The sequence below is a fragment of the Avibacterium sp. 21-595 genome (assembly GCF_023611905.1).
Taxonomy (GTDB): domain Bacteria; phylum Pseudomonadota; class Gammaproteobacteria; order Enterobacterales; family Pasteurellaceae; genus Avibacterium.
The window spans coordinates 557,068-570,924 of the sequence record NZ_CP091455.1 but is presented as its reverse complement, the minus strand read 5'-3'; the positions used below and the strand labels follow the sequence as shown (position 1 = coordinate 570,924).

Here is a 13,857-nt window from a genome sequence, read left to right as displayed (position 1 = left end):
CTTGTTACGCAGGGAAAGAAAATTAATGCTGAAAACGTGCTAAACGCGCACGGCAGAATTGCGCTTGTTTCTCGGCAGAAAGTTGAGTAAATGCTTTGCGATATTGCGCAAAATCTTGTTGCAATGCCTGCAATGTTTCCGCAGGTAAGGTGGAGGTAGCAACATTCTCATCTAAAATATTGAAATAGGTTTGGCAACTGTTCACTAATTTATCCGATTGACTGATATTCAATACTGAACTACACGCAGATAGCAATAAGCTGATAACGACAATAAATTTTTTCATACCATTCCTTTTTATAAGTCAAAAAATAAGCGTTGCCGCATTTGAGACAACGCTTCTATTCTAACCGAATTTATTTAGATAACAACTCATTTACACGTTTAATGAATGCCGTTGGGTTTTCTAATGAACCACGTTCCGCAAACATTGCTTGCTCAAGCAGTAACTCAATCCAGTTTGCAAATTGTTCTTCATCTGCCATATCAGCCACTTTTTTCACTAAATGATGATCTGGGTTTAACTCGAACGTATATTTCACTTCAGGTACAGGCTGACCGCTCATCGCAAACAATTTTGCCATTTGGGTGGTCATCTGATCATTATCCGTTGATACCACAGCAGGGGTGTCTGTTAAACGATGGGTTAAACGCACCGCTTTTACGCGATCCCCTAATAAGGTGGTTACTCGTTCAATAAAAGACCCAAAGGCTTGATCTTGGGCTTTTTGCTCTTCCTGTTCTTGGTCAGCCAAATCACCTAAATCGAGATCGGATTTTGTGATTGGTTGCAATGGTTTACCATCAAATTCAGTGAGATAGCTAAGCATCCATTCATCAATACGATCAGAAAGCAATAAGACTTCAATGCCTTTCTTATTAAATAGCTCTAAGTGCGGGCTATTTTTCGCAGCAATATAGCTATCTGCGGTGATGTAATAAATGGCTTTTTGCCCTTCTTTCATTCGTGAAACATAATCATCTAAAGAAACGGTTTGCTCGTTGCTATCATTATGTGTTGAAGCAAAGCGATACAAGCGCGCAATTTGCTCACGATTAGCAAAATCTTCTGCAACCCCTTCTTTTAACACCAAACCAAATTCTTTCCAGAATTGTAAGTATTGCTCTGGGTTGTCTTTTGCTAATTTTTCTAGCATTTGTAATGAACGCTTGGTGAGCGCTTTACGCAAGGCGGCGGTAACTTTGTTATCTTGCAAAATTTCGCGAGATACGTTAAGCGGTAAATCATTGCTGTCAATTAAACCACGCATAAAACGCAGATAGTTCGGCATAAATTGTTCTGCATCGTCCATAATAAATACACGTTGCACATAGAGCTTCAAGCCCTGTTTATGATCACGGTTGAACAGATCCCAAGGGGCTTTAGATGGCACATAAAGCAGGCTCGTATATTCTTGATTGCCTTCCACTTTATTGTGCGCCCATAAAAGCGGATCAGCAAAGTCGTGGCTTAAATGCTTATAAAATTCCTTATATTCCTCATCAGAAATATCGCCTTTTGCTCGTGTCCAAAGTGCTTGCGCTTTGTTAATTTTTTCCCATTTTACGCCCGTTTCTTTGCCTTCATCGTCATATTCTTGCGTTAAAATTTCTACTGGCAAGCCGATATGATCAGAATATTTGCTGATGATTTCACGCAAACGCCACGCATTGGCAAAGCCTTTATCTTCCTCGCGTAAGTGTAAAGTAATCTCGGTGCCACGATCTTTTTTCTCAATATTTTCAACGGTATATTCACCTTCACCAGCGGATTCCCATAACACGCCTTGATCGGCAGGCACGCCCGCGGCACGGGTTTTCACCGTAACTTTATCCGCCACAATAAAGGCTGAATAGAACCCCACACCAAACTGTCCAATAAGCTGACTATCTTTAGCTTGATCTGCACCAAGGGCGCTCAAAAATTCTTTCGTGCCTGATTTGGCAATTGTGCCTAAATGGTCGATAACTTGCTCGCGTGTCATCCCAATGCCGTTATCGCTAATGGTGATCGTGCCTTTTTCCTCATTAAAGCTGATACGTACTTTTAAATCACCCTCGCCCTCATACAGTTCAGGGGCAGAAAGGGCTTTAAAGCGCAACTTGTCCGCTGCATCAGAAGCATTTGAAATTAGCTCACGTAAAAAGATTTCTTTATTGGAATAAAGTGAGTGGATCATTAATTGAAGCAATTGTTTAACTTCAGACTGAAATCCACGGGTTTCTTGATTTTTGTTCATATTGTATCCTCTCTTTTTAATGGGATCTTATATAAGAATAAATGAAGGAATTTCAATGGGCGAGGTTTTATTCGATGAAAGTTTAAGCATTTCTACACAATAAAAATGCGGTGAAAAACCACCGCACTTTTTTATTTATGAAATCAATTATCTAATCACAATTTCTGCGATGACATAACCAACCATACAAGCGACGACCACGCCAATTAAGCCCGGCATCATAAAGCTGTGATTGAAATAGTATTTACCAATTTTGGTTGTTCCTGTTACGTCAAAGTTCACGGTTGCAATATCTGACGGATAATTTGGAATGAAGAAATAACCGTAAGTTGCTGGCATTAAACCAACCAGTAGCGGTGCAGGTAAACCTAAACCAATACCAACAGGCAACATCATTACTGCCGTAGCAGCTTGACTGTTAATCACAACAGAAACAGCAAACAAGGCGAAAGCAAATGTCCAGGGGTAGGCTTTTACCATTTCAGTAATGCCCGCTTTAAATTGTGGCATAGCATATTGGAAATATGTATCACTCATCCACGCAATCCCAAAAATCGCAATTGCTGCAACCATTCCTGATTTAAAAACCACACCATTAGGCACAATTTGCGGGTTAGTTTTTGTCACTAGGAGAATAATCCCACCGAAACATAGCATCATCATTTGAATAATGATAGACATTGAAATGGCTTTTGTCCCCTCGCCGATAGTACGTACTTCTGGGAACATTGCGATACAAACAATCACAATAAGTGAAAGAATGAAAAGATAAACAGACTGTTTCGCTGCGGGTGGTAATTCTTCATTCAATGTGGTGCTTGTTGTATTTAAAATACGTTCACGCCAAATAGGATCTTGTAAACGGCGTTGATATTCTGGATCTTGTTCTAATTCTTTACCACGACGCATACTATATAATGCAAGTGCAATCGTACCGGCAAACGTAGCAGGAACAGTAACACAAATAATATCCAATAAACTAATATGCTCAAATCCCGGTAATTCCGTAATTTTACCTAGATAATATACCACTGCCGCAGAAAGTGGGCTTGATGTAATCGCTAACTGAGAGGCAACAGAGGCTGCAGCCATTGGTCTTTCTGGACGAATTTTATTTTTTAGCGCAACATCACCAATAATTGGCATAATAGAATATACGGAATGGCCTGTACCAAGCATAAAGGTCATCAAATAAGTGACGATTGGCCCAAGTAGCGTAACGCGCTTAGGGTTATTACGTAAAATTCGCTCTGCCACTTGTAACATAAATTTTAACCCACCCGCGGCTTCTAATACGGAAGCACAAGTAACAACTGCTAAGATGATTAGCATTACACTGATAGGTGCTTTCCCTACGGGCATTCGTAATACAAAAACCTCAATGGCAAGACCTATTCCTGAAACAACACCAAGACCAATCCCGCCATAACGGCTACCGATATAAAGCATTAAAAGTAGAAATAAAAATTCTAAATAAAGCATAGTCTATCCCTAAAATGAGTTATAAAAAATTCTACTCACAATAATACTTTATTTACTATTTTCTACAATATGGGAAGAGAAATTATTTAATGAAAAGGCTATCTAAATCAAATTTTACAGAAAAGAGAAAAAATTAAGGCGGTCTAAAAACCGCCTTAACTATAATTATTGATTGTTTTGAACGTAATCAATTGCAGATTGAACTGTCGTAATTTTTTCTGCTTCTTCATCAGGAATTTCAATATCAAATTCTTCTTCTAAAGCCATTACTAATTCAACAGTATCTAAAGAGTCAGCACCTAAATCTTCAACGAATGAAGCTTCTGGTTTTACATCTTCTTCTTTAACACCTAATTGTTCAACAATGATTTTTTTTACGCGTTCTTCAATGCTCATTTGCTTTTTCCTATTTATAGTTAGCCATAAAATAATGGTTTTATAGTGTATTTATTTTTTGCTAAGTTGCAACCTCTTTTTACAAGGTCAAACCACAAATTCTTAATGAAAATACACTTGTTAAAATACGTTAGCTTACTCTGCTAACGCAACAGCCAACGTAAATAATTTACATCGCTACCAATGATTCTAGCATTAAGGCTAGTTTTTGGCTATGTTTTCATTCGATAAATTGCGTTAAATTCAAGATAGATCAAACAAATTTAATGGAATACCTCCACGAAATGTTTCTATCTTAAGCCATATACATACCGCCATTAACGTGCAATGTGGTTCCTGTAATATAGCCAGCATCATCAGAGGCTAAGAAAGCCACTGCTTTGGCAATATCTTTTGGCTCGCCTAAACGCCCAGCCGGCACGTTAGCCAACGTCGCTGCTTTTTGTTCTTCGGTTAACGCATCGGTCATATCTGTTGCAATAAAGCCGGGCGCAACAACATTAACCGTAATGCCACGGGAAGCCACTTCTTTTGCTAATGCTTTACTAAAGCCGATAAGCCCCGCTTTTGCAGCGCAATAATTTGATTGTCCAGGGTTACCCATTGAACCAACCACAGAACCGATAGTAATAATACGCCCAAAACGTTTTTTCATCATTGAGCGTAGCATCGCCTTAGAAAGATGGAATACAGAAGTAAGGTTAGTTTGTAAAATATCAAACCATTCTTCTTCTTTCATTCTCATTAATAGGTTATCACGGGTGATCCCTGCGTTATTAACCAGAATATCAATATCACCAAAGTCTGCTTTAATTTTCGCTAATACATCTTCAATAGATTGCTGATCTGCAACATTTAAAACTAAACCTTTACCTTTCTCACCTAAGTAAGCTGAAATACTTTCCGCTCCTTTTTCAGAGGTCGCTGTACCAATCACAAAAGCCCCTTTAGCACTTAACTCTTCGGCAATTGCACGACCAATGCCACGGGTTGCTCCTGTTACTAACGCAATTTTACCTTGCATAATGTTTCTCCTAATTTTTAGGCTTCAGTTAATAAAGTGTGCGCCTTTTCTAATGAGGCAAGATCATTTACCGCAACAGCCGTTAATTCTTTCACAATACGACTCGTTAGTCCTGTTAATACTTTATTCGGTCCGATTTCAAGTAATACTTCAATACCATTCTGCGCCATTGCTTCTACGCTTTCAGTCCAACGTACAGGGCTATATAGCTGGCGAACAAGTGCGGTGCGAATTTCGTGACTTTTTTCTTCTGCTTTTACATCAACATTGTTAATCACCGCAATTTCAGGGGCTTTGATAGCAATGCTTTCTAAAGAGACCGCTAATTGATCAGCTGCTGGTTTCATTAATGCACAATGGGATGGTACGCTTACTGCAAGTGGTAAAGCACGTTTTGCGCCCGCTTCTTTACAAGCCGCTGCGGCACGTTCTACTGCAGCTTTTGCACCAGCAATCACCACTTGTCCCGGTGAATTAAAGTTCACCGCTGAAACCACTTCACCCTGCTCTGCCTCTTTACAGGCTTTAATGATCGATTCATTATCTAAGCCAATAATGGCATACATTGCCCCAGTTCCCTCTGGCACGGCTTGCTGCATTAATTTTCCACGTAACTCAACTAATTGGATAGCGTCTTGAAAATCAATTACGCCAGCACAGACTAAGGCTGAATATTCACCTAAGCTATGCCCCGCCATAACAGCAGGCACTAACTGTGGATATTGCTGTTGCCATACTCGATAAATTGCAACAGATGCTGCTAAAAGAGCGGGTTGAGTTTGCCACGTTTTATTTAATTCTTCAGCGGGTCCTTGTTGGACTAATTGCCATAAATCATAGCCAAGTACCTCTGAAGCTTGCTTAAAGGTTTGTTCTACAACAGGAAATTGCTCAGCTAATTCCGCTAACATTCCCACTGTTTGTGATCCTTGTCCGGGGAAAACCATTGCAAATTTTTTCATTCTTATATCCTATTTTTGAAATTGAGTTGCTATTCTAGCAGATAAAGTTAAAAACGAACTAAGGCTGATCCCCAAGTCCAACCACCGCCAAAGGCTTCTAATAAAAGTAATTGACCGCGCTGAATACGCCCATCGCGTATTGCTTCATCTAGCGCGGTAGGAACGGTTGCGGCACTGGTATTACCATAACGATCAAGGGTAATAACCACTTGTGCCATATCCATTTCTAGTTTTTTCGCAGTGGCACTAATAATGCGTAAGTTTGCTTGATGTGGCACTAACCAATCCAGATCTTTTTTATCTAAGTTATTGAAAGAAAGGGTTTCTTCCACCACGTTAGATAATTGACTTACCGCCAGTTTAAAGGTCGCATTGCCTTGCATTGAAATATAACCAGACTGCTCATTACCACGTTGTGCCTGCGGTAAGACGAGCATATCTTCTGTATCTGGTGAAGCGTGTAGATGGGTAGAAATAATTCCCGCTTTTTCGCTTCCTTCCAAAATCACAGCCCCTGCCCCATCACCGAATAGCACCACAGTACTACGATCTGTTTCATCAAGATGGCGAGAATTTAGATCTGCACCAAGCACCAAGGCTTTTTTTACCTGTCCGTTACGCACAAATTGATCAGCAACAGAAAGCGCATAAATAAAGCCTGTACAAGCTGCTGCGACATCAAATGCAATCGCATCTTTAATTCCTAATAAGCCTTGTATTTGACAGGCGGCACTTGGATAAGAATGAGAATTTGTCGTTGTCCCCACCACAATCAGATCAATTTCTTGTGGATCAAGATTTGCCATTGCCAAAGCATTTTTTGCTGCTGCTGCGCCCATTGTTGCAACGGTTTCATTCTCACCAGCTATGCGACGTTCTTTAATACCTGAACGAGTCGTAATCCATTCGTCCGAGGTATCCACCATTTTTTCTAAATCCGCATTTGTTCTCACTTGCTCTGGTGCATAGCTACCAGTGGCTAAAATTCTACTATACATAATAATTTCAAATAATTAATGTTCACTAACGAGGAAAGCCCGCTGAAAAAAGAAAGTGTATTAAAAGTGCGGTCTGTTTTTTGCACATTTTTACTAAAACACCGTTTATCCTATCAGCTTGACAGAATAATCATCTCCGAGATTACTTTTCTAACCCTGCCAAAATTTTTTCTGGAAGGTTGTACCTTGCTTGCTGTGCGGCATCAAGGATTGCATAAGCAAAACCATCAATATTTGCACTACCGTGGCTTTTTACAACCACTGCAGTTAAACCGATTAGGGTTGCACCGTTATATTGATCAGGATTAATTTGTCTTAATCGCTGAAAACTTCCTTTTAATAAAAAAGTTTTGACGAACCAACGCCCAATAAATTTACAAATATGATTTGTTTTATTCAATGTTGAATGCCCTTTGAATAAAGAAATCACATTCTTCGCTGCGCCCTCTAAGGTTTTGAGCGCAATATTACCCGCAAAACCATCATTTACGATAACATCTGCTTTACCATTAAGTAATAAATCCCCTTCAATAAATCCGATATAATTTAACGCCGGATTTTGCTTCAGCAGGGTGGCGGCCTCACGAATAGACTTATGCCCTTTAATTTCTTCAATACCAATATTCAATAACGCAATACGGGGATAAACCAATCCAAGACAACTTTCCGCAAAAATTGCACCCATTAAGGCAAACTGATAAAGATTCTGTGCAGAACAATCAATATTTGCCCCTAAATCTAACATCACACTGCGATCGCCATTAATCGTAGGAATAAGTGAAACGAGTGCTGGGCGTTCGATCCCTTTAAGCGGTTGCAATAAAATTTTTGCTAAGCCCATTAATGCCCCAGTATTCCCTGCACTGACACAAGCCTGTGCCTCACCTTTCTGCACGGCCTCAATGGCTAAACGCATTGACGTCCCTTTACTATGACGCAAGGCATAAGATAAATCTTGGCTATTATCAACCACCTTAGTGCAGTGGCAAACTTTAATTCGTTCTTGTAAAGCTGAAGAGAGGTTTTCTAATAAAGGAAGAATTTGTTGGCTATCGCCAAATAATAAAACAGAAAGCATTGGATCTTGCTCCAACGCTTTTATTGATGCGGGGATAGTAACACGGGGACCAATGTCCCCGCCCATCACATCTAACGCAAGGGTTAGACGGCTCAAGTCAATACCTTATAGAAAAGGAATTACTTGTTGATCACTTTACGGCCACGGTAATAACCGTCAGCGGTAACGTGATGACGTAAATGAGTTTCGCCACTTGCTTTATCTACTGATACTGCAGCAGTAGTTAAGGCATCGTGTGAACGACGCATATCACGACGTGAACGAGATTTTTTATTTTGTTGAACAGCCATTGGCTATACTCCTAAATTTACTTTTGCTTTAAACTAGCTAATACAGCGAACGGGTTCGGTTTTTTTGCCAACTCTTCGGGCAATGTTCCAAAAACCTGTTCAGCCACGGACACTTCACAGTGTTCAGATGAATGCATCGGCACAATCGGCAGACATAACATAAGTTCATCTTCAATCGTTGCCAATAAATCTATTTCACCAAATTCGTTAAGTTCTATTGGTTCATAAATGTCTGGTAACGCATCAGCTTGATCCAAATGAGAAACAGGGCTATATGCAAATTCAGTTTCTAAAAGCTGATTAAAAGGTTCTCCACAGCGCTGACAAGTAAGTGCCACCTCAACGCGTGCGTTGCCTTTCATAACAACTAATTTTTGTGGATCAATGAAAAATGATAATGTTACCTGTGCATCGCTGAGCACTTTATCTACTGATTCAGCCAGACGGCAAAGTTGCTTGATCGCATAATAACCATCATAATCCAACCTACGTTGCGCATCTCTTACTGGATCAGTTGTAAGGGGTAATTTTACCTTTTGCATAGGGCGTGAATATTACCTTTTGATGTGCAAATAGTCAAAGGAAATTATAATTTTTTATGTGAAAAAGCCAAATTTCCTTTTTATCAGATTGACGTTAATTTTTCTAAAGAGAGAAATTCCGCTTGCGGAAAATGTTTTTGCAAATAATTTTGCAAATATTGTGCCGTTTCCTTGTTAATCATTTCATCACCTAATGGATAGCGATTATAAATTAATCCTTTTACTTCAATATGATACTGTTTACAGGCTAACAAGCTGAGTAAGGTGTGATTAATGCTACCTAATTTCCCTGAAGTAACAAGGATAAGGGGATATTGTTGCTGGGCAATATAATCCAATGTGGTATGTTGATCATCATAAGGCACACACAAGCCCCCAGCACCTTCCAGTAAAACATAATCATAACGGCTTGCCAGTTCATCTGTGGCTTGACGGATAAGTGCGGTAGAAATTTTTCGATTTTCTAGCTGTGCTGCTAAATGCGGCGAACAAGGGTAAAAAAATAAATAAGGACAAGTCAGCCCTTGCTTATCTTCTGGCAATAAGTCTATGCCTTGTAATTTACGATGCTGTATGATGTCTTCTGAAATGTCTTCGCAGCCCGTTTGGATCATTTTCTGCGTAATCACCGAAGCCCCTTGGTCAGCAAGCTTTTTCGCATACCAACCTGTGGCAATGGTTTTGCCCACATCCGTATCAATCCCAGAGATGAATAACACTTGCCCTGCCATTTTATTCCTCTTACGTTAATTTTTCTGCCAAAATAAAAAGTGGCTGATAATTCAACCGCACTTGCCCTTGCGTATTTTGATATTGCGCGTTGTAATCTGCAATAAATTGTTGTAAGCGCCCTTTTGTCCAGCCCCCTTGTCCTGTCGCTGTTACACCAGTCACTTTGAGATGTTGCAAGACCGCCAACGGACTAGCAAAATAAAGCGGAATCGCTTGCTCAAACAGCGCTTTGATTTCAAATCTAGCACTCAACCATTGTTGCCACTGCGATAGATCAGGATAGTCCAAACCAATTCCCGTCAAAGCACGAATTTCTGCTAAATTTTTCGGTGCAAAAGTGCTAATAAGCAAAATGCCTTTTTCACGTAATAAATCGGCACATTTATTGACGAACGCTTGCGGATCGACAAACCACTGTACTGCTGATGCTGAAGCGATCAGATCATAATCGGTAGGAAAGGGATAAATTTCTCCATCTCCTTGATAAAAAACAAAATTATCTCGTGGGAATAATGTATCAAGTTGATTTTTTACATCACATAAATCATTAAACGCCCAAGATTTTACTTGTAAATGTTGTGCCAAAAGTTGGCTAAAATGCCCTGTTCCACAACCAATTTCTAACACCTGTGAAAACGCAGTGCGACCCGTTTGCAATAAAAGTTGCAACAGTTGTTGATTAATTTGCTGTTGTGCTTTAGCTTGACTGTCGTAGCTGGGTAAGGCTTGGCTAAAGCATTGTGCAACACGAGATTTATCCACCACGTTCATTAAAATAACTCAGCCCAAGTATGAAATTGTGCAAAGGGATAGTGAGGCAATGGCATTGTTTGCAAGACAAATTCTGTGGAATTTTGCACCGCACTCAGTTGTGCGGTATTGCCTGTTTTTTCACTCATATAAGTTTGCCAATAAGCGCGCTGATTCGGACTAGGAAAAATACGATCCTTCTCACCAATAATGGCGCGTGTCCAATCAATTGCGTTTCCCTTATCCTGCTGAATATATTGATAAAGTTCGCCTAATTCTGACCGCACTTGTTGCCAATCACGTTGTCCTTCTAATTGACAATATTGCTCAAATGTAGCGCTATCACCGCACATTCTGCGTTGAAATTTCACTAAATGGCGTTCATCTAGCTGTTCCAGTGTACCGATAAATACGGCTTGTGGAATGCCCATTGTATCATCACAAGGTTTGCCTGTTCCGTTTATTGCGGTGGCACTCACAAGAGGCATTTGTCCTAACACTTGATTTGCCACCCACACGCCCATTGACCAAGCTACGACGCGGATCTGTGCATAATGAGAAAGATCAAAATGAAAATTCAGATCTTGATAGTCATAGCACAGTAATAAATCCGTTTTTTCTGGTAACACCAAGTGAGAAACGGCGCTGGCTGGCGTTCCCCAACCAGCAAAATAGAGGATTAAATTCGGGCTATGTTCTGCGCCTTTGATCAATTCTGTTTGCATTGTTGTTACTCAAATTTTACTAAGGTTGTGAGAAAAGCGTCCACGTCTTGTTCTGTCATATCTGCGGTTAAAGATAAGCGAATACGCGATGTGCCTTTAGGCACTGTAGGTGGTCGGATTGGCAAACAATAATAGCCTTGTTCTTGTAACGCAAGTGCCGTTACCACTGTTTTTTCATTATCGCCAATAATATAAGGAATGATACAGCTTTCACTAACAAGAGACCGGGCCAAATTCTGCTCAAAAAACGACCGCACTTTTTCACTTAACTTTTGTAAATGCTGGCGTCGTTGGGTAAAGTGCGGAAGTTTTTCAAATAAAAATGTCGTCCACGCCACACACAGCGGAGGCAGAGCAGTAGAAAAAATCAATGGTCGCATTTTATTTATTAAATATGCTTTAATCAATTCATCGCATACCACATAAGCGCCCATTGAAGCTAAAGCCTTACCAAAAGTGCCAACTAAAAAATCAATCTCTTGAATACAACCTTGCTGTTCAGCGATACCTAGCCCTGTTTTGCCGTAAGCACCAATAGCGTGGGCTTCGTCCACATATAATAAGACATTGCCAAAGCGTTGCTTGAGAGCCACGAGCTGAGGCAAATCTACCACATCACCGTCCATACTAAATACACTTTCGGTAACAATGATCATTCGTTGATATTGGTTCTGATACTTACCTAATAGGGTTTCTAAATGGGTAAAATCATTATGTCGATAGCGTACAAAATCCGCTTCACTCAAACGAATGCCATCAATAATACTGGCGTGAACCAGTTTATCGGCTAAAATTAACGTTTTTTTATTCGCCACCGCAGGCAAAATGCCGATGTTAGCGTGATAGCCACTATTAAACAATAAGCACGCCTCTCGCCCAAAACATTGCGCCATTAGACTTTCTAATTGTTGATAAACCGCAAAAGATCCCGTCAATAAACGGGAAGACGAAGAAGTAAAGTGCGGTAATTTTTCGCCGTATTTTTGTAAAAATTCGGTTTTTAATGCCTCATCATTGGCAAGACCTAAATAATCATTAGAAGACATATTGAGCATTAAGCGCCCATCTTTTTCGATCATTTTGCCTTGATGATCTAACTGAGGAAGCTGACGAAACTGCCCAACCGCCTTGAGTTCAGCCAAGGTTTGTGCAAAATCAGCGAGATGATTATTCATTGTAAACCTCTTTAAGTACAGACAATAAGCCTTGCGTAAGCTGGCTAAGTTGCGTTGGCGAAATAATAAAAGGTGGCATAATATACACCAAATGCCCAAAAGGACGTAACCAAATGCCTTTTTCAACAAATTTTGGCTGCAATACGGCTAAATCCACAGGGGATTTCATTTCTAACACCCCAATGGCCCCTAATACACGAACGTCTTTCACCGATTGAAAATCTTTCGCTACCGCAAGCTCTGTTTTTAATTGTTGTTCAATGGCTTTAACCTTGCCTTGCCAATCACTTTCTAATAATAAATCAATGGATGCACTGGCAATGGCGCAAGCAAGTGGATTCCCCATAAACGTTGGCCCGTGCATAAAGCATTTTGCTTCGCCATCACAAATGGTTTGTGCAATATGCGCGGTGGTTACCGTCGCGGAAAGTGTTAAATAACCGCCCGTTAGGGCTTTGCCTAAGCACATAATATCCGGTTTAATGGCAGTATAGTTGGTGGCAAACAGCTTACCCGTGCGTCCAAATCCTGTGGCGATTTCATCGAAAATCAGCAATACGCCATATTCATCACACAACGCCCGTGCTTTTTCTAAATAGGTGGGCGAATAAAAATACATTCCGCCAGCACCTTGTACAATCGGCTCTAAAATTAAAGCGGCAATTTCACCGCTCTTTTCTGCAAGTAACGCTTTAAGCGGTTGAATATCCGCTTCTTGCCATTGTCCATTAAAGGGGGTTTTAGGTTGCGGTAAAAAATATTGCACGGGCAAGCCTTTAGCGAACAGGCTGTGCATTCCCGTAACAGGATCACACACTGACATTGCGTGCCAAGTATCGCCGTGATAGCCCGAACGTATCGTGGCAAATTTATATCGTCCAGTTTCACCTTTTGCTTGCTGATATTGCACCGCCATTTTCATCGCGACTTCAACCGCGACAGATCCACTATCTGCAAAAAAAATTTTATCCAGTCCTTCAGGCAATAATTTCACCAAGCGTTGTGCTAATTCTCCCGCAGGATCGTGAGTCAATCCGCCAAACATAATATGGCTCATTTTGTCTAACTGGGCTTTCGCCGCTTGATTCAATTTGGGGTGATTATAACCGTGTAATGCCGCCCACCAAGAGGACATTCCATCAATCAAGGTGTTGCCATTTTTTAATGTGATCTCCACCCCGTCAGCACGTTCCACCGCAAAAATAGGCGCATCGCTATTTATTGATGAATAAGGATGCCAGATATGATTTTTATCAATATTAAGAAGGGATTGTTCTTGCATTTTTATCCTATTATTCCAGCAAATTTTAGGGAAAACGATGTATTCGCCCGTATTTCATATCATTTTTCTGTAGGGACGGACCTATGTGTCCGTCCGTATAATCATTAATGTTTCGGGCAGACACATAGATCTGCCCCTACAGCCATATAATCGAAAATGAACACTACCCCTATTCCCACGA

At 40.4% G+C, this 13,857-nt stretch carries 15 protein-coding genes; all 15 read right to left on the bottom strand.

Annotated features, from left to right (window positions below; genetic code table 11):
* Window positions 1-22: 22 nt before the first annotated feature.
* The 15 genes from L4F92_RS02725 to bioA all read right to left on the bottom strand — a co-directional run bounded on the left by L4F92_RS02725 (window position 23) and on the right by bioA (window position 13,676).
* The gene (locus L4F92_RS02725; RefSeq protein WP_250350899.1) at window positions 23-286 is read right to left on the bottom strand and encodes a DUF5339 family protein; all 264 of its coding nucleotides are present in this window, start codon (window positions 284-286) and stop codon (window positions 23-25) included.
* A gap of 70 nt (window positions 287-356) precedes the next feature.
* The gene (htpG, locus tag L4F92_RS02720; protein WP_250364121.1) at window positions 357-2,240 is read right to left on the bottom strand and encodes a molecular chaperone HtpG; all 1,884 of its coding nucleotides are present in this window, start codon (window positions 2,238-2,240) and stop codon (window positions 357-359) included.
* Window positions 2,241-2,387: 147 nt separating this feature from the next.
* Window positions 2,388-3,722, bottom strand: a complete 1,335-nt coding sequence (locus L4F92_RS02715; protein ID WP_250364120.1) for an anaerobic C4-dicarboxylate transporter — start codon at window positions 3,720-3,722, stop codon at window positions 2,388-2,390.
* Between the two features lie 165 nt (window positions 3,723-3,887).
* A complete protein-coding gene (gene acpP / locus L4F92_RS02710; RefSeq protein ID WP_005544465.1) occupies window positions 3,888-4,118 on the bottom strand; it encodes an acyl carrier protein in 231 nt (76 codons plus the stop codon).
* A 295-nt stretch (window positions 4,119-4,413) separates the two neighbouring features.
* On the bottom strand, window positions 4,414-5,142 hold the full coding sequence (gene fabG / locus L4F92_RS02705; RefSeq protein WP_250364119.1) for a 3-oxoacyl-ACP reductase FabG: 729 nt from the start codon (window positions 5,140-5,142) through the stop codon (window positions 4,414-4,416).
* A gap of 17 nt (window positions 5,143-5,159) precedes the next feature.
* Entirely contained in the window at window positions 5,160-6,104 is a 945-nt protein-coding gene (gene fabD / locus L4F92_RS02700; protein WP_250364118.1) for an ACP S-malonyltransferase, read from the bottom strand.
* Between the two features lie 47 nt (window positions 6,105-6,151).
* Window positions 6,152-7,102, bottom strand: a complete 951-nt coding sequence (locus L4F92_RS02695) for a beta-ketoacyl-ACP synthase III (RefSeq protein ID WP_250364117.1) — start codon at window positions 7,100-7,102, stop codon at window positions 6,152-6,154.
* A gap of 142 nt (window positions 7,103-7,244) precedes the next feature.
* Complete coding sequence (plsX, locus tag L4F92_RS02690; RefSeq protein ID WP_442778850.1) at window positions 7,245-8,246, bottom strand: phosphate acyltransferase PlsX; 1,002 nt, start codon at window positions 8,244-8,246, stop codon at window positions 7,245-7,247.
* 53 nt (window positions 8,247-8,299) lie between these two features.
* The gene (gene rpmF, locus L4F92_RS02685; protein WP_005544470.1) at window positions 8,300-8,470 is read right to left on the bottom strand and encodes a 50S ribosomal protein L32; all 171 of its coding nucleotides are present in this window, start codon (window positions 8,468-8,470) and stop codon (window positions 8,300-8,302) included.
* Window positions 8,471-8,487: 17 nt separating this feature from the next.
* Window positions 8,488-9,012: a 23S rRNA accumulation protein YceD gene (gene yceD, locus L4F92_RS02680; RefSeq protein WP_250364115.1), complete on the bottom strand. Its 525-nt coding sequence runs from the start codon at window positions 9,010-9,012 to the stop codon at window positions 8,488-8,490.
* A gap of 83 nt (window positions 9,013-9,095) precedes the next feature.
* Window positions 9,096-9,743 (bottom strand): dethiobiotin synthase, encoded by a 648-nt coding sequence (bioD, locus tag L4F92_RS02675; RefSeq protein WP_250364114.1) that lies wholly within the window; start codon window positions 9,741-9,743, stop codon window positions 9,096-9,098.
* A gap of 10 nt (window positions 9,744-9,753) precedes the next feature.
* Window positions 9,754-10,515 carry a malonyl-ACP O-methyltransferase BioC gene (bioC, locus tag L4F92_RS02670; protein ID WP_250364113.1) on the bottom strand — a complete coding sequence of 254 codons (762 nt, stop codon included), beginning with the start codon at window positions 10,513-10,515 and terminating at the stop codon, window positions 9,754-9,756.
* Window positions 10,515-11,219, bottom strand: a complete 705-nt coding sequence (locus tag L4F92_RS02665) for a DUF452 family protein (RefSeq protein WP_250364112.1) — start codon at window positions 11,217-11,219, stop codon at window positions 10,515-10,517. Before L4F92_RS02665 ends, bioC begins: the two co-directional genes overlap by 1 nt.
* Before the next feature lie 5 nt (window positions 11,220-11,224).
* Entirely contained in the window at window positions 11,225-12,394 is a 1,170-nt protein-coding gene (gene bioF / locus L4F92_RS02660; protein ID WP_250364111.1) for an 8-amino-7-oxononanoate synthase, read from the bottom strand.
* A complete protein-coding gene (bioA, locus tag L4F92_RS02655) occupies window positions 12,387-13,676 on the bottom strand; it encodes an adenosylmethionine--8-amino-7-oxononanoate transaminase (protein ID WP_250364110.1) in 1,290 nt (429 codons plus the stop codon). The genes bioF and bioA overlap by 8 nt, the downstream gene beginning before the upstream one ends.
* Between the last annotated feature and the right edge of the window lie 181 nt (window positions 13,677-13,857).